Annotated in this window: 19 protein-coding genes; 7 read left to right on the top strand and 12 right to left on the bottom strand. The window is 43.7% G+C overall.

Annotated features, from left to right (window positions below; genetic code table 11):
• Positions 1 to 965: glucose-1-phosphate adenylyltransferase (gene glgC, locus HW45_RS21565; protein ID WP_081875872.1), on the bottom strand; the 965-nt coding region annotated here is incomplete at its 3' end.
• A gap of 537 nt (positions 966 to 1,502) precedes the next feature.
• On the bottom strand, positions 1,503 to 4,130 hold the full coding sequence (topA, locus tag HW45_RS21560) for a type I DNA topoisomerase (RefSeq protein WP_038229594.1): 2,628 nt from the start codon (positions 4,128 to 4,130) through the stop codon (positions 1,503 to 1,505).
• Positions 4,131 to 4,462: 332 nt separating this feature from the next.
• Between topA and HW45_RS21555 the strand changes: the two genes are divergently transcribed.
• Entirely contained in the window at positions 4,463 to 4,711 is a 249-nt protein-coding gene (locus tag HW45_RS21555) for a YciN family protein (protein WP_031494484.1), read from the top strand.
• 40 nt (positions 4,712 to 4,751) lie between these two features.
• Here the strand turns inward: HW45_RS21555 and aroA are convergent, their stop codons facing one another.
• Positions 4,752 to 6,032 (bottom strand): 3-phosphoshikimate 1-carboxyvinyltransferase, encoded by a 1,281-nt coding sequence (gene aroA / locus HW45_RS21550; protein ID WP_038229592.1) that lies wholly within the window; start codon positions 6,030 to 6,032, stop codon positions 4,752 to 4,754.
• 227 nt (positions 6,033 to 6,259) lie between these two features.
• Between aroA and aat the strand changes: the two genes are divergently transcribed.
• The 3 genes from aat (at position 6,260) to infA (ending at position 7,982) form a co-directional block, all read left to right on the top strand.
• Positions 6,260 to 6,985, top strand: coding sequence for a leucyl/phenylalanyl-tRNA--protein transferase (gene aat / locus HW45_RS21545; protein WP_038229590.1), 726 nt, complete (start codon positions 6,260 to 6,262; stop codon positions 6,983 to 6,985).
• Positions 6,985 to 7,683, top strand: a complete 699-nt coding sequence (locus tag HW45_RS21540; RefSeq protein WP_038229588.1) for an arginyltransferase — start codon at positions 6,985 to 6,987, stop codon at positions 7,681 to 7,683. Before aat ends, HW45_RS21540 begins: the two co-directional genes overlap by 1 nt.
• Positions 7,684 to 7,763: 80 nt before the next feature.
• Complete coding sequence (gene infA / locus HW45_RS21535; RefSeq protein ID WP_006075347.1) at positions 7,764 to 7,982, top strand: translation initiation factor IF-1; 219 nt, start codon at positions 7,764 to 7,766, stop codon at positions 7,980 to 7,982.
• Positions 7,983 to 8,067: 85 nt separating this feature from the next.
• Here the strand turns inward: infA and clpA are convergent, their stop codons facing one another.
• Positions 8,068 to 10,350, bottom strand: a complete 2,283-nt coding sequence (clpA, locus tag HW45_RS21530) for an ATP-dependent Clp protease ATP-binding subunit ClpA (RefSeq protein WP_006075346.1) — start codon at positions 10,348 to 10,350, stop codon at positions 8,068 to 8,070.
• A gap of 41 nt (positions 10,351 to 10,391) precedes the next feature.
• Entirely contained in the window at positions 10,392 to 10,712 is a 321-nt protein-coding gene (gene clpS / locus HW45_RS21525; protein ID WP_031494481.1) for an ATP-dependent Clp protease adapter ClpS, read from the bottom strand.
• A gap of 563 nt (positions 10,713 to 11,275) precedes the next feature.
• On the opposite strand from clpS, the gene cspD reads away from it, so the two are divergent.
• The gene (gene cspD, locus HW45_RS21520; protein WP_006075342.1) at positions 11,276 to 11,497 is read left to right on the top strand and encodes a cold shock domain-containing protein CspD; all 222 of its coding nucleotides are present in this window, start codon (positions 11,276 to 11,278) and stop codon (positions 11,495 to 11,497) included.
• A gap of 97 nt (positions 11,498 to 11,594) precedes the next feature.
• On the opposite strand, the gene HW45_RS21515 is transcribed toward cspD, so the two are convergent.
• Positions 11,595 to 13,817 carry an NADP-dependent isocitrate dehydrogenase gene (locus HW45_RS21515; RefSeq protein ID WP_038229586.1) on the bottom strand — a complete coding sequence of 741 codons (2,223 nt, stop codon included), beginning with the start codon at positions 13,815 to 13,817 and terminating at the stop codon, positions 11,595 to 11,597.
• 313 nt (positions 13,818 to 14,130) lie between these two features.
• Here HW45_RS21515 and HW45_RS21510 point away from each other — a divergent pair, with 313 nt between their 5' ends.
• Positions 14,131 to 14,853, top strand: coding sequence for a pseudouridine synthase (locus HW45_RS21510; protein ID WP_038229584.1), 723 nt, complete (start codon positions 14,131 to 14,133; stop codon positions 14,851 to 14,853).
• Between the two features lie 18 nt (positions 14,854 to 14,871).
• On the opposite strand, the gene kdsB is transcribed toward HW45_RS21510, so the two are convergent.
• From kdsB to HW45_RS21485, 5 genes are read right to left on the bottom strand one after another with little or no spacing between them, the layout of a single operon-like run.
• Complete coding sequence (gene kdsB, locus HW45_RS21505; protein ID WP_038229583.1) at positions 14,872 to 15,627, bottom strand: 3-deoxy-manno-octulosonate cytidylyltransferase; 756 nt, start codon at positions 15,625 to 15,627, stop codon at positions 14,872 to 14,874.
• On the bottom strand, positions 15,627 to 15,806 hold the full coding sequence (locus tag HW45_RS21500; RefSeq protein WP_038229582.1) for a Trm112 family protein: 180 nt from the start codon (positions 15,804 to 15,806) through the stop codon (positions 15,627 to 15,629). The genes kdsB and HW45_RS21500 overlap by 1 nt, the downstream gene beginning before the upstream one ends.
• The gene (gene lpxK / locus HW45_RS21495; RefSeq protein ID WP_038229581.1) at positions 15,787 to 16,797 is read right to left on the bottom strand and encodes a tetraacyldisaccharide 4'-kinase; all 1,011 of its coding nucleotides are present in this window, start codon (positions 16,795 to 16,797) and stop codon (positions 15,787 to 15,789) included. Before lpxK ends, HW45_RS21500 begins: the two co-directional genes overlap by 20 nt.
• Positions 16,794 to 18,548: a lipid A ABC transporter ATP-binding protein/permease MsbA gene (gene msbA, locus HW45_RS21490; RefSeq protein WP_038229578.1), complete on the bottom strand. Its 1,755-nt coding sequence runs from the start codon at positions 18,546 to 18,548 to the stop codon at positions 16,794 to 16,796. Before msbA ends, lpxK begins: the two co-directional genes overlap by 4 nt.
• A 31-nt stretch (positions 18,549 to 18,579) precedes the next feature.
• The gene (locus HW45_RS21485; protein ID WP_038229577.1) at positions 18,580 to 20,862 is read right to left on the bottom strand and encodes a DNA internalization-related competence protein ComEC/Rec2; all 2,283 of its coding nucleotides are present in this window, start codon (positions 20,860 to 20,862) and stop codon (positions 18,580 to 18,582) included.
• Positions 20,863 to 20,870: 8 nt separating this feature from the next.
• Here HW45_RS21485 and HW45_RS21480 point away from each other — a divergent pair, with 8 nt between their 5' ends.
• A complete protein-coding gene (locus tag HW45_RS21480; RefSeq protein ID WP_006075333.1) occupies positions 20,871 to 21,380 on the top strand; it encodes a DUF2062 domain-containing protein in 510 nt (169 codons plus the stop codon).
• A gap of 136 nt (positions 21,381 to 21,516) precedes the next feature.
• Here HW45_RS21480 and lolE read toward each other — a convergent pair whose 3' ends face one another.
• Positions 21,517 to 22,755, bottom strand: a complete 1,239-nt coding sequence (gene lolE / locus HW45_RS21475) for a lipoprotein-releasing ABC transporter permease subunit LolE (protein ID WP_038229575.1) — start codon at positions 22,753 to 22,755, stop codon at positions 21,517 to 21,519.
• Between the last annotated feature and the right edge of the window lies 1 nt (position 22,756).

The raw sequence follows: 22,756 nt of genomic DNA, 5'->3' as shown, positions 1-22,756 counted from the left end.
CTCGCGGGTGAATAGTTACCAGCAATCAAGCTGTCAGTAATTTTGATTTTTTGATGCTCAGCGTCAACGAAAGTTGCTGGCGGTAACGGAGGATAATAAGTGTGAAGCGGCCATTTACGGTTGTATAGCGAAAACTGAGCATCTTCCTGAAGAAGATCCATGTGAGCCGCCCAGTACGAGTCGATCGTACCTACATCACGCCAGTAAGTAGTGTCTTTCTCACCGCTGATTTTGTTGGTAGAGAAATCATAAACATAGACATCTCCTTCAGGGAACATCTTAGGAATGATATCTTTACCAAAATCATGGCTAGACTCAGTATTCTCGGCATCTATACGTAGCTCATTGCAGAGACTTTCTGCTTCAAAGATATAGTTGCCCATAGACACTAACGCCATATCAGGGTGACCAGGGATTGATTTCGGGTTTTGTGGCTTTTCTTCAAAGCCAATCATTTTGCCTTCTTCATCAACTTCAATCACACCAAATTCAGACGCTTCCGCTAATGGCATTCGCAGTGCTGAAACGGTTAGTTTCGCTTCCTTGCGTTTGTGAAAGTCTAGCATCTGACGAATGTCCATTTTATAGATATGGTCAGAACCAAAGATACATACATGCTCAGGATTGGCTAACTCGATAAAACGAACGTTTTGATAAATCGCATCCGCAGTACCTTCATACCAACGTTTACCATCACGCATTTGTGCAGGAATGGGGTCAATGAATCGATCGGTGATTCCCGTCAGATTCCAACCCTTGCGCATGTGTTGATAGAGTGATTGAGACTTAAATTGAGTGAGGACATAAATTCGCATTAAGTCAGCATTGATAAAGTTGTTCAGAGCGAAGTCAATCAGACGATAGCTTCCTCCAAATGGTACCGCAGGTTTGCTACGTGATTCGGTTAAAGGACGTAGGCGAGAGCCTTCTCCACCAGCAAGAATCATTCCCAATACACCAGCCATTGATATCTCCGTTTTATTACAGCTTTTTCCATTTATTGTCGGGTAGTTAAATTACATTTGGGGGTACCCGACTTCTTTATTAACGGATGACAATGTCGATTATTTCATCGACCATTCAAACGTTGAATCTTGTATATAAAATAGGTTTTAGGCCAAGTTGTTTAATTATTAGCCTTGAGCCAACCATTTTTTTAATATGGTTTTTATCTAAATTATCGTTTTGAAATAAGAATACAATGCATCATGACGCATTATTTGGCATTGAACACAGTTGCATCAAAACTTATGCCTTTAGTCACAGAATGGCATACCGACATCACCTTATCAACACATATTGTTAACATGTAATTCACCTCAACTACGCTTTAGTGAAAACTGCCTGAAAAACAATAAGCTAAACTGCTATGACCAGTTCAATAGATATATAAAGATAATGAATGTACTAAATATATACAGTCATTTACAAAATGAAGGATTTAATAGCGAGGATAAAAAAACAGCACTCAAATGAGTGCTGTTAATTAGAAAGTTCAGAGATTATTTTTTAGGCTTTTTACGCTTATCGGTAATTTCCCATTTACCATCAACATATAGCCCAGTCCAACCCGATGGTTTACCATCGATTTCAGAACGAACATAATTCTCTTTCGTCTTACGACTGAAACGAACTACCGTTGGTCTACCGTCTGGATCTTCTGTTGGTGCATCCGCAAGATAGTGGAACTTCGGCGATAAACGTTCTTTGTATTTCGCAAGTTCACTTACAAGCGGTGCGCGAGTCTCACGAGATTTAGGAAAGTTGCTAGCAGCCATAAATAGGCCTGATGCACCATCACGCAGTACAAAGTAAGCATCCGAGTTTTCACAAGGAAGCTCTGGGAAATGAACTGGGTCTTCCTTAGGAGGTGCTATTTCACCGTTTTTAAGGATCTTACGGGTGTTTTTACAGGTCTCACTGGTGCAGTCCATGTACTTACCAAAACGGCCGTTCTTAAGTACCATTTCAGAGCCACACTTGTCACATTCGACCGTCGGGCCATCATAACCTTTAACTTTAAACTCACCCTGTTCAACCACATGGCCTTCACAATTTGGGTTATTACCGCAAACATGAAGCTTACGCTTATCATCAATCAGATAAGCATCCATTGCCGTCTCACAAATTGGGCAACGTTTCTTAGCACGCAGAGCTGCCGTTTCGACGTCTTCTTCAAGAACGTTAATAATGCCTTCTTCATCACCCAAGTTAATCGTCGTTTTACAACGCTCTTTAGGTGGTAAAGCATAGCCAGAACAGCCCAAGAATACGCCAGTTGAAGCAGTACGAATACCCATAGGACGTGAACATGTAGGACATTCAATTTCTGTCATAACGATATGATTTGGCTTCATACCGCCATGCTCTTCGTCTTGCTCAGCTTTGCCTAAATCAGTAGTGAACTCTTCGAAGAATTCGTTCAATACATTTTTCCAGCTTGCATCACCTTCGGCGATTTGATCGAGCTTCTGCTCCATGCGAGCAGTAAAGTCGTAGTTCATCAAATCAGTGAAGCTGTCATCAAGACGATCGGTCACTATCTCACCCATCTTCTCAGCATAGAAACGACGCTGGTCAACTTTTACATAACCACGATCTTGAATCGTTGAGATGATTGATGCATAAGTAGAAGGACGACCAATTCCACGTTTCTCTAGCTCTTTAACTAAAGCCGCTTCGGTGTAACGTGCAGGTGGCTTGGTAAAGTGTTGCTTAGGATCTAACGCAACAAGGTCAAGCTTATCGCCCAGCTGTACTGCAGGAAGGATAGCATCTTCGTTTTTTCCCATTGGACGCTGAACACGAGTCCAACCATCAAACTTAAGAATACGTCCCTTCGCTTTCAACGTATACTCATCAGCTTTCACGCTGATCGTTGTGGAATCGTACTTCGCTGGTGTCATTTGACAAGCCACGAACTGATTCCAGATAAGTGCATATAGCTTATGAGCGTCGGCTTCCATACCTGAAAGATCATCAACTTTCACGTTAACGTCTGAAGGACGAATCGCTTCGTGCGCTTCCTGAGCACCTTCTTTGCTTCCGTAGAAGTTTGGTTTTTCAGGAAGATAGGCACCACCAAACTCACTATCAATATAGCCACGGACTGCATCAACGGCTTCTGCACTCAAGTTGGTAGAGTCGGTACGCATATAGGTGATATAACCCGCTTCATACAGCCTTTGAGCCAACATCATGGTCTTTTTAACACCATAACCTAGGCGCGTACTTGCAGCCTGCTGCAGCGTAGAAGTGATGTAAGGTGCTGATGGCTTACTTTGAGTTGGACGGTCTTCACGTTTACAAACTTCGTACGTCGCCTTATCCAATACAGAAACAGCGGCTTGCGCTTCTGTTTCATTAGATGGTTTGAACGCCTTGCCCGCTTTTTGAGCAACTAGTAGACGGAAATCTGTCTTATCCGAAGTTTTAGTATCCGCATGAATATCCCAAAATTCTTCTGGGATAAACGCATTAATTTCACGCTCACGCTCTACGAGAAGCTTAACGGCAACTGACTGGACCCGACCAGCAGATAGGCCTCGTGCGACCTTCTTCCAAAGAAGCGGAGACACCATAAAACCAACAACACGGTCTAAGAAACGTCGTGCTTGCTGTGCATTCACGCCATCCATATTCAGTTCACCAGGATCTTGGAATGCCTGTTGGATCGCGTTTTTGGTAATTTCGTTAAATACTACTCGTTTATATCGCTCTTCATCGCCACCGATGATCTCACGAAGGTGCCATGCGATAGCCTCTCCTTCGCGGTCCAAATCGGTTGCGAGATAAACATGGTCAGCGTCTTTCGCAAGTTTTTGTAGCTCGGCAACTACTTTTTCTTTGCCAGGCAATACTTGATAGTTTGCTGCCCAATCATCATATGGGTTAATACCCATTTTTTTAATTAGCGCTTTGCGGTCTTTTTCTTTTTTAATACGTGCTTTTTCTTCAGCACTTAAGCCTTTTGTAGAGACAGCTGCTGCTTTTTTACCAGTACTTTGCCCTGCAGTTGGTAAGTCACGCACGTGACCTACACTCGACTTCACGATAAAGTCTTTACCGAGGTATTTGTTAATGGTTTTAGCCTTAGCGGGTGACTCCACTATAACCAGTGACTTTCCCATAATGACACTAACGTCCTATATCACATTGCGACATTTAATCGCACGATGTTCGAAATTTATGCTTCTTTTTACTATTGAGCGAGAACAAAAGAAGATCAACCAGTTTTTTTGCAATTAGATTCTGATTGCTCGACAAATGTCCGATCAAATAGAACTCATCGCTTGAAAAATGGCGCAATATTAAACGCCATTTAAGATTGTTGCCTAGCAACATTCACCAAAATTTGTTGCTTATCACAAATTGCTGCTAACTATAGCCGAGATATTTGTCCTTGCAAAATGTGTTGGCACTCATACACTACGCGGTAATGTTTTATATAGAGGACATCAATATGTCACAGAAAACCGCCATCACAGAGTTTGATTTGTTGCTCATCGCCAACCAAATCATTCAGGAACATGATGATTTCATTGAAGGAATGCGTGCAGACAGCGTCGAAGAAAAAGACGGTGTCCTAGTTTTCAAAGGTAACTACTTCCTCGATGATAAAGGGCTACCAACCGAGAAAACAACGGCGGTATTTAATATGTTTAAATACCTTGCACACCACCTTTCGAAAGAGTTTACTCTACAGAACTAAATAATAACGCCCCGATTCAGGGGCGTTATTGTTCACTATGTTACTGGCTTAAATCTGCCAATTTATCAAAGTAGTCAGGGAACGTTTTTGACGTACACTTAGGATCGTTGATCGTCACTGGTGTGTCACTCAACGCAACGAGAGAGAAACACATTGCCATTCGGTGATCATCATACGTGTCAATCGCAGCATGTTTTAGGGCATCAGTTGGCTCGACGATAATATAGTCTTCTCCTTCTTCTACTGTGGCACCTACTTTTCTCAATTCGGTAGCCATAGCCGCAAGACGATCTGTTTCTTTTACTCGCCAGTTGTATACGTTACGAATTGCAGTTGTGCCCTTTGCAAAGAGTGCCGTCGTAGCAATAGTCATGGCAGCATCAGGGATATGATTATAGTCCATATCAATACCCACTAATTCACCTTTACGACACAGAATGTAGTCATCACCCCATTCAATCTCTGCGCCCATTTTTTCTAGCGCGTCGGCAAATCGAATATCACCCTGAATACTGTTCTTACCAATACCCGTCACCTTTATCTCACCGCCCTTGATGGCTGCAGCAGCAAGGAAATAGGAGGCTGAAGACGCATCCCCTTCTACCAAAAACTGGCCTGGAGACTGGTATTGTTGACCACACTTAATAATAAACTGTTGATAGTCACGATTTTCAACTTTAACACCAAACTGCTCCATTATATGCAGCGTAATATCGATATATGGTTTTGATACCAATTCACCGACAATTTCGATGGTGACATCAGCCTTCGCCAATGGTGCAGACATCAAGAATGCTGTTAAAAACTGACTGGAAATGGAACCATCAATTTTGACTAGTCCACCTGTCAAACCGGTACCAACGATCTTTAGAGGCGGATAGTTTTCTGCTTCTAGATATTCGACGTCCGCACCAGCTTGCTTAAGCGCATCAACCAAGTGACCAATGGGTCTTTCCTTCATCCTTGGTTCGCCAGTAAGAACATATTCGCCTTCACCAAGGCAAAGCGCAGCTGCTAGAGGACGCATCGCAGTACCTGCATTGCCAAGAAATAGTTCTTTTGGTTCCGAGACACTGAATGGTTGACCTAAACCTTTAACGATGCATTGAGTTTTGTCTTCGGATAACTGATACTCGACACCCAAACTGGTGAGGGCGTTAAGCATATGACGAATATCATCACTATCTAGAAGATTGGTGAGTGTGGTCGTACCTTCTGCCAACGCAGCAAGCAATAAAGCACGATTCGAGACACTTTTTGAACCTGGAAGGTTAACCGTTCCGGATACTTTTTGGATGGGTTGGAGTGTTAAGCTTTCCATTAGTTGAATCTAATCCTTTGTAGACACTTCAGTCCTTGTAATGAAGCGTCTTAAATAATTCTTGGTAGTTGCAGCGTAACTAAAATACAAGGTAAACACCAGAGCTAATACACCTCTAGATGGTCAATATCTCGACACTCAGTACTAGCCGGCTAGTACTAATGAAAATTAATAAATGAGTCGGTATTGCTTATAATTAATAGAAAGGAACGCAACATTACAGCACTATGACGATCTACCTGACAGAACTAGACAGCAATGACTTTACATTCCCCTCTCCTTTCGAAGCGCTTGATGAGCCAAATGGCTTACTAGCGTTTGGCGGTGATCTCAACCCACAACGACTGCTGTCTGCCTATCAACATGGCGTTTTCCCTTGGTTTGGTCCAAATGAACCACTGCTATGGTGGAGTCCAGCCCCGAGAGCCGTATTTGATCCATCTCTTTTCCGTCCATCAAAAAGCCTGCGTAAATTTCAGCGCAAAACAAATTATCGAGTCACGATGAATACATGTACATCGCAAGTCATTGAATATTGCGCAAGTACACGTCCTATCGAAGAAACTTGGTTAAATGAGGATATGCGTTCTGCGTATGGAGAGTTAGCGAAAAAAGGCCACTGTCATTCCGTCGAAGTTTGGAACCATAATGCCCTAGTCGGCGGCCTTTACGGACTTTCCATTGGCCAAGTCTTTTGTGGCGAATCGATGTTTTCTCTGGAAACTAATGCTTCCAAGATCGCTCTTTGGTACTTTTGTCATCACTTTAAAAGCCATGGAGGCAAACTCATCGACTGCCAAGTTATGAACCCGCACTTGAACTCACTAGGAGCACAAGAACTGACCCGTGAACAGTTTATAGCGGCTTTGCATAATTTACGTGAACAAACCGTACAAGATTCCTGTTTTTCTCAACAAGAGCTATCATTTCCTATACAACAGGAGATGAGTTGATGAACATGGCTGTCCAACAGATCCGAATTGGTCTGAGTCGCAAACAAGCTTGTAGTTACTTGCCTGCTCAACAAGAGCGAGTCGCTATAGTTTTGGAGAAAGAACTGCATGAAGCCAATCAATACGAAATGTTATTGGCTAATGGCTTTAGAAGAAGTGGTGACGCCATTTATAAGCCTCAATGTGACCATTGCAGTGCCTGTCATGCGCTCAGAGTAGCTATCGATGATTTTAAGCTATCTAAGAGCCAGAAACGCCTGCTAGCCAAAACCAAATCATTTCGCTGGGAGATCAGACCAACATTAGATGAAGAATGGTTTGACCTTTATTCTCGGTATATTGAGAAACGTCATTCAACAGGCAGTATGTATCCTCCAAGACAGCAAGAGTTTTTTGAGTTTGCACAGTGTTCATGGATGACCTTGCACTATCTGCACATCTTTGACGATGATAAGCTGATAGGGATCGCCATCACCGATATTCTCTCTGATAGCGCCAGTGCTTTTTACACCTTCTTCGACCCTGACTACACGTTGTCTCTCGGCACATACGCTGTTTTGTGTCAAATCGAATACTGCCAACGATATAACAAACAATGGCTCTATTTGGGCTACCAAATCGATGATTGTTCAGCAATGAACTACAAAACACGGTTCCAACGTCATCAAAGGCTAGTAAATCAGCGATGGCGAGGGTAGAATACACCGCAACTTTACTTATTAAGATTTTAACGGCACAATGCCTGCCGTTAAAACGCCGCATTTCGAAAGAGGATTAAATGGCTAAAGAAGACGTAATTGAGATGCAAGGTACAGTCCTTGATACTCTACCAAACACAATGTTCCGTGTTGAACTAGAAAACGGTCACGTAGTTACTGCGCACATCTCTGGTAAAATGCGTAAAAACTACATCCGTATCCTTACTGGTGACAAAGTAACTGTAGAGATGACTCCATACGACCTAACTAAAGGCCGCATCGTCTTCCGTGCTCGTTAATCTCAACGTTTAACCGAACACAAAAAAACGGAGCTTAGGCTCCGTTTTTTGTTATCGACTCACTAACGATTCAGATGAAGAAGCGCTAGTGATGCGCTTCTGCTTCTTCCTTAGCGCCTACATACTCAAACGCTAAATCATCGTCTTTAAGGGACACTTTCACTGTTCCGCCATCAACCAACGAACCAAATAAGAGTTCATTCGCCAGTGGCTTCTTAAGCTTATCTTGGATAACACGACCCATAGGTCTTGCACCCATTGTCTTGTCGTAACCCTTAATCGCAAGCCAATCGCGGGCATCATCTGACACTTCTAACGAAACGCCTCGAGAATCCAACTGCGCTTGAAGCTCGACAATAAACTTATCAACCACTTGATGTATAACCGTGTCATCTAGGCTGTTGAACCAGATGATACCATCAAGGCGGTTGCGGAACTCCGGAGTGAACACACGTTTAATGGCACCCATAGCGTCTGGCTTGTGATCTTGTTGAATCAGACCAATAGATTTCTTCTCAGTCTCAGCAACACCTGCGTTACTCGTCATTACCAATATCACATTGCGGAAGTCAGCTTTTCGGCCATTGTTATCCGTTAGCGTGCCGTTATCCATGACTTGCAGTAGCAAGTTGAAGATATCAGGGTGCGCCTTCTCAATCTCATCCAGTAATACTACAGAGTGCGGATGCTTGATAACCGCGTCGGTTAACAAACCACCTTGATCGTAGCCCACATAACCTGGAGGAGCACCGATTAAACGGCTTACTGAGTGACGTTCACCATACTCCGACATGTCAAAACGAAGCAGTTCGATACCCAATAGCTTAGACAATTGAACGGTCACTTCTGTTTTACCAACCCCAGTTGGGCCAGCAAACAAGAATGAGCCAACAGGTCTATCATCATTACCTAATCCAGCGCGAGTCATCTTGATTGCTTCACAAAGCACGTCAATGGCTTTGTCTTGACCAAAGACCAGCATCTTCATCTTGTCATCAAGGTTTTGAAGAATATCCTTGTCTGAAGAAGATACAGACTTCTCTGGAATGCGCGCCATCTTGGCAACCATCGCTTCGATATCTGCCACACCAACCGTTTTCTTACGACGGCTTACCGGAACCAAACGACTGCGAGCGCCCGCCTCATCGATAACGTCAATAGCCTTATCAGGTAAATGGCGCTCGTTGATGTACTTCGCTGACAATTCAACGGCAGCACGCAACGCTTTGTTAGTGTAACGAACCTCATGGTGCTCTTCATATTTAGGCTTAAGACCCATCAAGATCTTAGTCGTATCATCTAAAGAGGGTTCCACTACATCAATTTTCTGGAATCGACGTGATAGTGCACGCTCTTTATCAAAAATGTTGCTGTATTCTTGGTAAGTTGTAGAGCCAATACAGCGCAATTTGCCGCTGCTTAGAAGAGGTTTAATAAGGTTTGCTGCGTCTACTTGTCCACCAGAAGCCGCACCCGCACCGATAATTGTATGGATCTCATCAATGAATAGAATGGCGTCATCTTCTTTTTCCAGTTGCTTGAGAATTGCTTTGAAGCGTTTCTCGAAATCACCACGGTATTTAGTACCCGCAAGTAGCGAGCCGATATCGAGAGAGTAAATAACACTGTTTTGGATAACATCAGGCACTTGACCTTCAACGATTCTCCAAGCCAAACCTTCAGCGATAGCAGTTTTACCAACACCGGCCTCACCCACCAACAGTGGGTTGTTCTTACGACGACGGCATAGCACTTGAATCGTACGCTCAAGCTCTTTATCACGGCCAATAAGAGGGTCTATGTTGCCCGCTTTCGCCACTTGGTTCAGATTCGTTGCAAAGCTTTCAAGACGATCTTCACCGTTGGCTTCTTCAATATTCTCACTACCACCACCAAGAGAGCCACTCGATGGTTCGTCACCAGTTGGACCGATGTTTTTGGTGATGCCGTGAGAAATAAAATTAACGATATCTAAACGGCTAATGTCATTTTTCTTAAGAAGGTAAGCAGCATGTGATTCTTGTTCACTAAAAATCGCTACTAAGACGTTAGCGCCTGTTACTTCACTGCGCCCAGAAGACTGTACATGGAATACGGCGCGTTGAAGAACACGTTGGAAACTTAAAGTAGGTTGTGTTTCTCGCGTGTCGTCGGCATCAGGGATAAGAGGAGTTGTTTGATCAATGAAAATGTCGAGCTCATTACGCAGATTCTCTAAATTTGCGTTACAAGCAGTTAGTGCCTCTTTAGCCGAGTCATTTTCCAACAAAGCTAAAAGGAGATGCTCTACGGTCATGAATTCATGTCTTTTGTCACGTGCACGAGCAAATGCGCCGTTCAGACTCGATTCTAATTCTTTATTAAGCATAAGTACCTCCTAAGGAATGACAAACGTCATTCATGCGAAAATTAGGCTTTTTCCATGGTACACAAAAGTGGGTGTTCATTTTCCCTTGAATACATGGTCACTTGAGCAACTTTCGTTTCCGCGACTTCAGATGTGTAGGTGCCACAGACAGCTTTACCTTCATAATGCACCGCTAACATCACTTGAGTCGCTTTATCTTCGTTGAGTGAAAAAAAGCGTTCCAAGATTTCTACTACAAAGTCCATCGGCGTATAGTCATCGTTGTTTAACACAACGTTGTACATTGCCGGCGGCTCAACCTTAGTTTTTTCTTTCTCCAGTAAGTCTGAGTCTGGAGTCACCCATTCAAAATTTTTACTCATGGCCAAATGTTGAGAGTTTTCTTTTAATTTCAAAACACTGTGCTGAGTTTCAATGCTCAAAGCTTCGCTAGAAACACCTAAGACCCAACACTCAAAAAACATCTCTATTAAGAGACTAATGCACCAATTGTATCGCTGCAAACAAAACAATGCTATTAGTGTGTGTCACATATGAGCCAAGTTGAAAAAAACTTTCGCCTCCCTCATAAATAGAATACATGAAGCTCATGCAAACAGAAGATAGATTTTACACTTTTGTTAAAACCAAAGCGCATATGTATAGAATATGTAGTTATTTATACGACTTTCCTATTGACTCCGCTCAATGTTTGACTACAGTGGTTAATTAGTGACTAAAATTTAACAAGTTTTGCATCGGTATTCCCCACAGAGTAAGAATACCCTTACAGCAAAAAACACATTCAAAACGGATGAATGTGGAATAGAGCCACGACTTAGGTTGTGGTTAGTTAGTTTGAATCACAGCAAAGAAGAAGCAAACACGATTGGTCAGTGTCTTCAAAGCGACTTCAGTAACAAAAAATGCATGAGGGATGTATAGCATGGCTACAGGTACAGTAAAATGGTTTAACAACGCCAAAGGATTTGGGTTTATTTGTCCAGAAGGCGAAGATGGTGACATTTTCGCACACTACTCCACGATTAAGATGGATGGCTACCGTACTCTGAAAGCGGGTCAACAAGTGAATTACGAAGTAGAAGAAGGGCCAAAGGGCTACCACGCTAGCTCAGTTACGCCTGTCGAAGGTGACATAGCGAAGTAGTTTCACAAAACAATCACCCATTACAGAAGACACGACCTATTAAAAAAACCACCTTTCGGTGGTTTTTTTATGCCTTTCACAATTCGATGTTTAGCGATTAGCCAACAATGTTATTCAATGTAGAGCTTGGACGCATTAACGTTGAAGTCTTCACATCGTCAAATTGATAGTAACCACCAAGGTCGCCTGCAACGCCTTGAGCACTGTTTAGCTCAGAAACAATAACACTCTCGTTTGACGCAAGGTGCTCTGCAATTGGCGCGAACTCATCTGCTAGTGCTTTGTCTTCTGTTTGAAGAGCTAATGCTTGAGCCCAGTATAGAGCTAGGTAGTAGTGAGAACCACGGTTGTCTAACTCACCAACGCGACGTGATGGCGATTTGTTGTTGTCTAAGAACTTGCCTGTTGCTTCATCAAGTGCTTTCGCTAGTACATTCGCTTTTTCTTTACCAGAAACGACCGCCAGATGCTCTAGAGACGCTGCTAGTGCTAAGAATTCACCTAAAGAGTCCCAACGTAAGTGATTTTCTTTTTGAACCTGTTGAACGTGCTTAGGCGCAGAGCCACCAGCGCCTGTTTCAAATAGGCCGCCACCGTTCATCAATGGAACAATAGATAGCATCTTCGCTGATGTGCCAAGTTCAAGAATTGGGAACAAGTCTGTTAGGTAATCACGTAAAACGTTACCAGTGACAGAAATGGTGTCTTCACCTTTCTTGATTCGGTCTAGTGAGAACAGTGTTGCTTCCAGAGGAGCCTTCACATAAATTTCTAGACCTGACGTATCGTGCTCTGGAAGATATTGATTCACTTTTTTGATCAACTCAGCATCGTGGGCACGGTTTTCGTCGAGCCAGAATACCGCAGGCGTGCTTGATGCACGAGCGCGTGTCACAGCCAGTTTCACCCAATCTTGAATCGGTGCGTCTTTCACCTGACACATACGGAAGATATCGCCTTCTTCAACTGACTGCTCGATAAGCACATTACCGGCTGTATCGATAACTTCGACTTTGCCATCACCTTTTAGAATGAAAGTCTTATCGTGTGAACCGTACTCTTCTGCTTTTTGAGCCATCAGACCTACGTTTGGCACACTACCCATCGTCGTTGGATCAAATGCACCATTCTCTTTACAGAAGTCGATAACTGCTTGATAAATACTTGCATAGCTACGATCAGGGATCATTGCTTTGGTATCTTTCTGCTTACCATCCGGGCCCCACATTTGGCCAGATGAACGAAGCATCGCTGGCATAGAAGCATCAACGATAATGTCACTTGGTACGTGTAGGTTGGTAATACCACGGTCAGAATCAACCATTGCAAGTGCAGGTTGAGTTTCATAAACAGCTGCTAGATCGGCTTCAATCTCAGCTTTTTGAGCGGCTGGTAGTGAGGCGATTTTTGCGTATACATCACCAATACCGTTGTTTACATCAACACCTAGCTCTTCAAATAGCTGACCGTGTTTTGCAAATACATCTTTGTAGTAAACTTTAACTGCGTGACCAAAAATAACTGGGTCAGAGACCTTCATCATCGTCGCTTTCATGTGCAATGAAAGCAGAACATCTTGCTGTTTCGCTTCTGCAATTTGCTCTTCAAAGAAAGACACCAATGCCTTCTTGTTCATTACAGATGCGTCGATGATTTCACCCGCTTGTAGAGCAACCTTCTCTTTAAGAACGCTGGTCTCGCCAGTAGCTGAAGTAAATTGAATCTTCACATCCGTCGCATCAGCAACAGTGACCGATTTTTCACTACCGAAGAAGTCTTTATCTGCCATGCTAGAAACATGAGACTTAGAATCTTTCGACCATGCTCCCATTGAATGCGGGTTTTTCTTAGCATAGTTCTTAACAGATAGCGGTGCGCGTCGGTCTGAGTTACCTTCACGTAAAACCGGGTTTACCGCACTGCCTTTGATCTTGTCATAAGTCGCTTTGATAGCTTCTTGTTCTGGCGTGCTTGGCTCTTCTGGGTAGTTTGGTAAATCATAGCCATTTGCTTGAAGTTCTTTAATAGCAGCCTGTAGCTGTGGGATAGACGCAGAGATATTTGGTAGCTTGATAATGTTCGCTTCTGGTGTTTTCGCCAGCTCACCAAGTTCAGCTAGTGCATCACCAATACGTTGCTCTTCTTTTAGGTATTCAGGGAAGTTAGCAATAATACGCCCTGCTAGTGAAATGTCTCTCGTTTCAACACTGATACCAGATGAAGCAGTAAATGACTGAATGATTGGCAGCAACGAGTATGTTGCGAGCGCTGGAGCTTCATCAGTAATGGTATAGATAATTGTCGGCTTTTCTGTAGGCATGAAATTTCCCTATCGTTCTAATTGGGTATGAGTACCCTTATTAATCAACGTGCCTTCATCAAGGACACGTAAACGTTATGACGGAACGCGATTGAGTGGTTGATACAAAAAGTTTGTACATGAAAACCCTCTCAATTGGGCTTTTTTTGTTCAGTCAAACGAAATCCTAAGCACTTATAATTAAACAAATTTGGGTAATTAGTCTATTATCTTGTGCGTTATTCCTGTTTTTGAGCGCGCTTATGATAGCTCAAAACAACCGTAGACAAAACTACACCACACAGTTTGTTTACATTTTTGCAAGGTAGTTAACATGACGAATAAAACAGCGGCACCTCGTAGTAAGTCGAAAAGCCGCGCTGCTTCTACACGTTTCAAACAGCACTCAGGTCCAGGAAGTAGACCGCGAAAGTCCACTTCTAAACCGGCGGTTAAACGAAAACCAGACACCAACCGAAGCAGACTACCCATTGAAGAACGTAAAGTTATCCTCTTCAACAAACCTTATGACACTTTAAGTCAATTCACAGACGGTGACGGACGTAAAACCCTTGCCGATTACATACCTGTCAAAGATGTATACGCCGCCGGACGCCTCGACAGAGACAGCGAAGGGCTGATGGTTCTTACCAACGATGGTATTTTGCAAGCTAGACTGACTCAACCAAAATCCAAGTCAGAAAAAACCTATTGGGTTCAGGTCGATGGAGCGCCCAGTGAGGATGACTTAGATAAACTGCGACGTGGTGTAGTGCTTAAAGATGGGCCTACATTGCCTGCGAAAGTAAGCCTTATGGAAACGCCTGAAGTTTGGGAGCGTCACCCACCTGTGCGCTTTCGTGCCAACATTCCTACCACATGGTTAAGCATTACAATTATTGAAGGAAGAAATCGACAAGTGCGTCGAATGACAGCCAATATTGGTTTCCCAACATTAAGGCTTATTCGTGCTTCGATGGCTGGGTTTGAGATTGGAAACCTGCAACCGGGTGATTGGTTGGAAATCCCCACCAATCACCCGGCTTTAAAGAGATAAGTAATTTAAGCAAAGCTCTTATTGCTGAGCGACAATCGCCCTAACATGCTCAAGATCTTCAGGAGTATCTACCCCCGCTGGTGGTGCTTCCTGAGCTGCTGCAACGTGGATTTTCTCTCCATACCAAAGCACTCGAAGCTGCTCTAGGCACTCAATTCGTTCAAGTGCACTCGGCTCCCATTCTACATAAGTCTTAATAAACCCAGCACGATAAGCATAGATGCCAATGTGTCTCAGTAGAGGGCTAGTTGCATGTTTTTTCGGCTCTGAAGCGTAAGCATCACGATCCCAAGGTATCGTTGCTCTACTGAAGTACAGCGCATAACCTTGCTCATCCGTCACTACTTTTACCGCATTCGGGTTAAAGACTTCCGATTCATTCTCAATCGTTACACCGAGGGTAGCCATTGGCGCCGTGCTGCTCTCAAGATTATTAGCGACTTGCTTAATAATGCATGCTGGAATCAAAGGTTCATCACCTTGCACATTCACAACGATGTGATCGGGTGCGATTTTCATTGACGCTACCACTTCCGCTAAACGCTCGGTGCCAGACTCGTGAGTCGGAGAAGTCATACAAACTTCGGCACCAAATTGTTTTGCTGCGAGCTCCACTCTTTGATCGTCGGTTGCAATGATTACGCGATCGGCACCAGATTGTAGCGACTTCTCATAAACGTGCTGGATCATCGGTTTGCCACCAATATCCGCTAACGGCTTACCTGGTAAACGAGAAGATTCATACCTTGCTGGGATAATGACGGTAAAAGACATTAGCGTCCCTCTTCCATACTCATGTGTCTCGCTTCAGGCTCTAGTAAAACCGGAATACCCTCTTTAATCGGATAAGCAAGACGATCAAGCTTACAGATAAGCTCTTGCTTATCTTTATCAAAAGTGAGTTTTCCTTTACATACTGGGCATGCCACGATTTCAAGAAGTCTGTGATCCATAACTTTCTATTACCTTGTTTATTTTTTTGAGTATTTCACTACCATCCTGCTCGGTAAATTGAGCAGTGACAGGTAAATACCACCAATTGTTTTGTGCAAATGAACGACATTTTACGGCATCTTTCTCCGTCATAATGACGTTATCAGACCCATCACTTAGGGCATATAATTGTTCCGGTTGAAAATCTTTATGGTCTGCAAAGCCTTGGCTGCGCACTACATCTGCATCAAGATCATTCAACGTATTAAAAAAACGTGGAGGATGGCCAATACCAGCAAACGCAGTGAGTTGCCCTAGCTCGGTCACAGCTTTACGCTCATTGGTTGTTAGATTGATAGCAAGCTCAGGCTGTAATTCAAAACGCTTCTCTTGCCCTAAACCAGGCTCCCCGCCATTGGTAACAATAAGGTCTACTTCTTCCAAGCGAGACAGCGTTTCTCGTAGTGGTCCTAGTGGAATAGATTGCTCATTACCAAAGCGGCGTACTCCATCAACCACTACAATTTCCATTGCTCTATCAAGCGCATAGTGCTGTAGACCATCATCGGTGATAATCACATCAACACCAAGACTTTCTAGTGCCTTGACTGCATTCGATCTTACCGGATCGACAACAACAGGGACTTTGGTTCTTTCATAAATAAGCTTCGGCTCATCGCCACAGGCTTTAGTACTGGTCTGGGTTTCCACTTGCAAAGGATAATGGTTAGATTTACCCCCGTAACCTCGAGAGACTACTCCAGGTTTGAAACCCTGACGTTGCAAATTCTCAACCAGCCAAATAACGATCGGAGTCTTACCATTACCACCAGCGGTAATATTGCCAACGACAATCACAGGCACAGAAGCGCGGTAGCAATCTTTTGAACCATCACTGAAAGCCTTCCTGCGTCGCTTCGCAATCGCTCTATATAACGCACTAAGTGGCCACAAAAGCGGCCACCATAAATAGTTTAGTGGATTACGACCAAACCACAGTTTCTCTATCACTCGTTGTCACCAAACTGAATTTTATGCAGTTGAGCGTACGCACCTTTATGTGTAAGTAACGTATTGTGATCACCTCGTTCGATGATCTCACCGTCATCAACAACGAGAATTTCGTCAGCTTCTTCGATTGTTGATAAGCGGTGAGCTATCACCAACACCGTTTTATCCTTTTGAAGTTCATCCAACGCAGATTGAATCGCTCGCTCAGATTCAGTATCGAGTGCAGAAGTCGCCTCATCCAAAATCAGAACGGGTGCATCACGCAACAGAGCTCGTGCAATCGCGATACGTTGTCTCTGACCGCCAGACAAGCTTGCGCCATTTTCTCCAATCACGGTATCAAGCCCGTTGTCGAGACCATTAATGAACTCCATAGCATGAGCTAATTTCGCCGCGTGCTCGATTTGCTCTCGGCTATATTCTCCATCAGTTGCATAGGCAATGTTGTTGGCAATAGTATCGTTAAACAAATGAACATTTTGAGAAACCAATCCGAAATGCTTACGCAAGTTGGTCAGCTTGATATCATCAATCTTGTGACCGTCAAGTTCAATATGTCCGCTATCGACGTCATAGAAGCGTGTAAACAAGTTCGCGATGGTACTTTTACCCGAACCCGAACGCCCTACAAGCGCAATGGTTTTACCCGCAGGAAGATCAAAACTAACATGACGTAACGCTGGCTTTTCGGTTCCCTGATAAGTAAAAGTGATATCGTTAACTTTAATGTCGCCTTTCACTTTCGACAGCTCAACTTTACCAGTATCGCGCTCCGTATCTAGGTCCATTAACCCAAATAAAGTTTGGCTTGCTGCCATACCACGCTGGAACTCAGCCGTAACACCAGTCAGTGCTTTCAATGGACGCATCAATGAGAACATAGCCGAGAAAATAACCGTAAAAGTACCCGCGGTAAGTTGCTCACGAATCTCATCGAAACTCGCCAAATAAAGGACCGCAACCAATGCTAATGAGGCAATCATTTGAATCACAGGATTCGCTACCGCTGAGGCTGCTACCATCTTCATGGTTTGCTGCCTCATTTGGTTACTCATCTGATCAAAACGCTCTTTCTCAACTTGCTGACCACCGTAACTCAACACTACCTTATGACCTTTTAGCATCTGCTCGGCTGAGGTGGTCATATGTCCCATCGAGGTTTGCATGTTGCGAGAGATCTTTCTAAAACGCTTAGATACAAAGCTAATCGCCCAAGCTACGACAGGAGCGACAGCGAAAAGAACCAGAGATAACTGCCAGCTGCTCCAGAACATCAGTATCAATAGACCAATGATACTTGCTCCTTCTCGAACAATACTGACTAACGAGCGACTCGTCGCTCCTGCAACTTGTTCTGAGTCATAAGTAATCCGAGAGAGCAGTCCACCAGTTGACTCTTTATCGAAAAAGGAAACTGGCATGTGCATAAAGTGACTGAATATTTTGCGTCGTAGTTCCATGACGACTTTGCCGGATACCCAACTCAAACAGTAGGTCGAGACAAATCCACTGGTACCACGTATGAACATCATTCCAAGAATGATTAAAGGAAGGATTTTCAAGAAATTCGATTCGACATCACCAAAGCCTTCATCAAGTAGAGGCTTAAGTAGTGATAGCATGTAGGTATCTGCAGCAGCATTGATCACCAGTGCGATCACCGCAACGACGAGACCCGCTTTGTACTCTCGAATATAAGTCCAAAGACGCTTAAAGGTCTGCAGCGTCGTTTCATCTTGATTTAGCGACATAATTATTGTTCGTTTTCTTTTATCTATCTGTTCATTCTACTCTGCTTCGCAACATCTGCCTATACCAAGGGTCGAGGTTCTGGTTACGAAGCGTTGAAACGGTTAATTCTCCATCAAAAAAGACGAAATTAACCTGCCCCTGCTTACCTGTTTCATACCATTGAGCACCTCGTTCTAGGTATCGTTGTTTAACCAATTCGTTAGGCAGTTGCCAGTGGGAACGAAATTTCGTAGAGGCCACAACGTGCTCAGCCTGAATCAATTGTGTCAAAAACGTAGAAGAGGAGGTCCGGCTGCCATGATGAGGAACACTCATAACATCAACATCTATTTCAGAGAGTGTTCTGGCGATCAATATTTCACTGACTTTCTCAATATCGCCTGTAAGCAATATTCGATGAACTGAATTGTCTCCCTGAACAAAACTAATCAGAACCACACAAGAGTGTGGGTTGTAAGCTCTATCCACTCTCTTCGGAGGCCACAGTGCCTCAAATCGAACTGCCTTCCATTGCCAAGTTCTACCTCGAATACAGAGTTGCTCTTCTGTCAATCCATCAGGCTTCTTGACCCAATCAGGCTTCCAATAATTACGGAGTTCAATTTCACCACCAGCGTGGTCATTATCAGCATGACTAATAATAACTCCATGCAGGTCTCTAACTCCTATAGCTAAAAGATTGGGAGTCACTACTGCGCTCGCCATAGAGAAAGTTGGGCTCGCGCGTCCTGTATCATAAAGTACCGCTTGTTCTCCCTGTTTGATGGCAACAGAGAGCCCGTGGGCTACATCAAAAAAGTGGACACTAACTTTTTGCCCGCTTTGTTTTAATGGCAATGTGACAGCACATAATATCAGTAATAGTGCCAGCCACTTCAATGACACTACTTTTCTCAGGACCAACGTGAAAATTAAAGGTATTGCATAGAAAGCAAAATAAGCTGGAGCGTTAAGCCAGAACCAGTTTGATAGGTTCAAAGAGTAATCAAAGGGCATCATCAGCATATCGACCAATGCCCAGATGAAATTCCCCTTCTCCGACAGTACGGTCACTACAGTCGCTAAGAGCAATAAAGGAACGACTAAAAAACTAAACCATGGGACAAACAACAAGTTATAGAAAGGCGATGCGACAGCAACCCCTTGAAATAAGCTGACCACAATTGGAATGAACAGTAAGCAGAGCAAAATATGGGTATACAACACAGTGCGAACACCAAATTGATAGGAAACAACCGAGTTGGTCACCATGAGTGCGGAGACAGCGAGAAAGGAAAGCCAAAAACTGGCACTTGCGGAAGAAAAAGGCATCAAGGTGAGTATGAGAGAGGCCGCTACTAATAAAGTGGTCATACTCATTATCCGGATGTGAATAATGCAAAGCGAGTTGACAATGACAAGCATGAGTAGAGCGCGAACTGTTGATGTAGCAAACCCACCTAAAGCAGCATAAAAAAACGCTAACACCAACCCTGTAAAGATGCCTAACAATAAACAGAACGGTGTCGTTTTATAACGTAGTTCTGTCGGTAGGAGCAAGGTCACGACCAGCAGTGTTCCCCGCCCGACAAGATAGCCAACGGCAAAAACTATTCCAATATGTAGACCAGAGATAGCAACTAGATGAGACAGTCCGCTCTGTTTTAATCGCAACCAGTCTTCAGCCGCGAGTTTGCTTCTGTCACCGAAAATTAACGCTAAATAATAACCTTGATGTAGGCTGTTTGCGGTCACAGACGTTACCAACCGATGTATTTTCGAACGCCAATCATACGTACTACGAACCATAAAATGACTGTCATCCGATAGAACACCATCGGCTAAAAACCGATTAGAAAAATAGTATCGCTCTTTGTCGAAGCCAACCTGATTAAGAACACCAACAACGGGTTTGAGTTGAACCAAAGCTTGAAGTTCATCGCCCATCGTTAATGCTATCGGTGCATATAACTTAACGCTAGGTCTCTCAAAGAATGACAATTTTTCTCCATTAATCGATAAAATCGTCAATTCAACCTCATATCCACGAGTTATTTTTTTAAAATAGCTGTCAACTCGTCCTTTTATGGTAATATCTGTGCCAAATCGGTAAAGCACCTCCGATTGGTGCTTGTAAAGATTCCCTTGTATCAAAGCCACGGACATTGCAATAAAAACCACTGCGATTATCGAGCAGCGTTTTATTAGTAAGGCTATGCTAATTAAGGATGTAGGAATCAACCAGTAGTAATGAGGCATCATTGGCCACCACGCAACACTGATAAGTGTTAGTGAAAAAACCAACGGTGCAACAATGCCTGTTAAGAGAGTCATGTTTCCCTATGCCAAGAAAGTTCATTAAACGTTTCATGCCCGATCACGAGATGATCAAGCGACAAAAGGCATTGAAAGTGTTCGGCAATGTCCTCTATAACCCAAACCTTTGGTGTTTAAATCGACGCTCAGCGGCAGGCGCTTTTGCGGTTGGTTTGTTTATGGCTTTTGTCCCTCTACCAAGCCAAATGATTATGGCGGCAGGGTTAGCTATCCTGTTTGGTGTTAACCTTCCATTATCGGTTGCACTTGTTTGGATTAGTAACCCTGTGACCATGCCAGTACTGTTTTATTTTGCGTACAAGATCGGCGCGTTTTGCTTGAATACGCCTCCACAGCCATTCCATTTTGAGTTGTCTTGGCAGTATTTATCCGACCAAATGACCACCATTGGCCCCCCGTTCCTCTTAGGATGCGCCATATGTGGTATTGTTGCTTCTGTTGCTGGGTATTTCGGCATTCGTGGCCTTTGGCGTTACTCTGTGGTTCGCAGTTGGCAGCAACGCGCTACAAGATAACGTTAGCTTGGAACCGACAACAGAGTCGTAAACAGAAACTACGAGTGTGACGACACTTCTAAGTAACAAGACTGTCGACCAAATATGAAAAAGCCCGTCAATGAATATCATTGACGGGCTTTTTCTTGAGATTAAATTACTTGGCGCTCAGCACTGAAGCAGGGTTTAACTGACTTGCCTTTGTTGCTGGATACCATGTCGCAATCAGACTTAACACCGTTGCAGTCCCCGCAACTAAAGCCACATCACTCCAAACCAACTCAGATGGCAGAAAGTCTACAAAGTAAATGTCGCCAGATAAAAACTTATGACCAATGAGAGACTCGAGGCCAGAAACTAATGGCGTGAGATTCAGTGCAACTAAACTGCCCAGCATACCACCGACAATACTACCCACTACGCCAGAAAATACACCTTGCCAGATAAAGATGCGTTTTATGAGGCCATCTGTGGCGCCCATCGTGCGTAATATTGCAATTTCAGATGCGCGATCTTTTACCGCCATCATTAGCGTTGAAACAATATTGAAGCACGCAACACCAATAACCAAAACCATCACCAAATACATAATGGTACGAACTAACTGAATATCTCGATATAGGAAACCATATTTCTGTTTCCAGCTACGTAAATAGACGTACTCCGTTAAGGTATTACCCACCTCTCTAACAATCAAAGGGGCATTGAATACGTCATCTACTTTTATAGAAACGCCAGTAACTTGATTACCTAGTCGAGCATACTGCTGAGCATCTGCTAATGGAACAATCGCCAAGCTATGGTCAATCTGTCCATTTAACTCGAGCAAACCAGAGACTTGGACTCGAACTCTTCTTGGCGCTTGCACTTTGCTGGTGTTACTAGTGGTTGGGATCATTAACGTTACGTAGTCACCTACTTTTGCATCCACTTGATCTGCGACCCCTTTGCCGAGAATCACTTGCTGCTCACCGGCATGAAAACTTTGCCAAGCTGTGCCTTTGACAAAGCCCGGTAGTGTCGACACTTTGGTTTCAAGCTCAGGGTCAACGCCACGAATTTCAACAGCTTTGAGTAGGCTGCCCTTTTCAACCAGCGCTGTCATTCGAATATAGGGCGCAGCCGCCTCCACTTTTGAATGTTCCATTGCCGAGTCCATCACCTTTTGCCAGTTTTTGATAGGAGCATTCACACCTTCAAACTCACCATGGGCAATTACGGATAACACTCTATTCTTCAGCTCGCGCTCAAAGCCATTCATCGCAGACAAACCAATGACAATCACCGCCACCCCAACAGCGATGCCAACAATGGATGAAATCGAAATAAACGACACCATTTTGTTACGTTGTTTGGCTTTGCTAAAACGTTTACCAATAAAAAACGATAGTGACACG

The sequence above is a fragment of the Vibrio sp. ER1A genome, assembly GCF_000733315.1.
GTDB lineage: Bacteria > Pseudomonadota > Gammaproteobacteria > Enterobacterales > Vibrionaceae > Vibrio > Vibrio mediterranei.
This window is presented reverse-complemented; position numbering and strand designations above follow the sequence as displayed.

Bases quoted from the DNA above. Each gene is read 5' to 3' on its own strand.
- topA (WP_038229594.1), bottom strand. From the start codon at position 4,130: ATGGGAAAGTCACTGGTTATAGTGGAGTCACCCGCTAAGGCTAAAACC.
- HW45_RS21555 (WP_031494484.1), top strand. From the start codon at position 4,463: ATGTCACAGAAAACCGCCATCACAGAGTTTGATTTGTTGCTCATCGCC.
- aroA (WP_038229592.1), bottom strand. From the start codon at position 6,032: ATGGAAAGCTTAACACTCCAACCCATCCAAAAAGTATCCGGAACGGTT.
- aat (WP_038229590.1), top strand. From the start codon at position 6,260: ATGACGATCTACCTGACAGAACTAGACAGCAATGACTTTACATTCCCC.
- HW45_RS21540 (WP_038229588.1), top strand. From the start codon at position 6,985: ATGAACATGGCTGTCCAACAGATCCGAATTGGTCTGAGTCGCAAACAA.
- infA (WP_006075347.1), top strand. From the start codon at position 7,764: ATGGCTAAAGAAGACGTAATTGAGATGCAAGGTACAGTCCTTGATACT.
- clpA (WP_006075346.1), bottom strand. From the start codon at position 10,350: ATGCTTAATAAAGAATTAGAATCGAGTCTGAACGGCGCATTTGCTCGT.
- clpS (WP_031494481.1), bottom strand. From the start codon at position 10,712: ATGAGTAAAAATTTTGAATGGGTGACTCCAGACTCAGACTTACTGGAG.
- cspD (WP_006075342.1), top strand. From the start codon at position 11,276: ATGGCTACAGGTACAGTAAAATGGTTTAACAACGCCAAAGGATTTGGG.
- HW45_RS21515 (WP_038229586.1), bottom strand. From the start codon at position 13,817: ATGCCTACAGAAAAGCCGACAATTATCTATACCATTACTGATGAAGCT.
- HW45_RS21510 (WP_038229584.1), top strand. From the start codon at position 14,131: ATGACGAATAAAACAGCGGCACCTCGTAGTAAGTCGAAAAGCCGCGCT.
- kdsB (WP_038229583.1), bottom strand. From the start codon at position 15,627: ATGTCTTTTACCGTCATTATCCCAGCAAGGTATGAATCTTCTCGTTTA.
- HW45_RS21500 (WP_038229582.1), bottom strand. From the start codon at position 15,806: ATGGATCACAGACTTCTTGAAATCGTGGCATGCCCAGTATGTAAAGGA.
- msbA (WP_038229578.1), bottom strand. From the start codon at position 18,548: ATGTCGCTAAATCAAGATGAAACGACGCTGCAGACCTTTAAGCGTCTT.
- HW45_RS21485 (WP_038229577.1), bottom strand. From the start codon at position 20,862: ATGACTCTCTTAACAGGCATTGTTGCACCGTTGGTTTTTTCACTAACA.
- HW45_RS21480 (WP_006075333.1), top strand. From the start codon at position 20,871: ATGCCAAGAAAGTTCATTAAACGTTTCATGCCCGATCACGAGATGATC.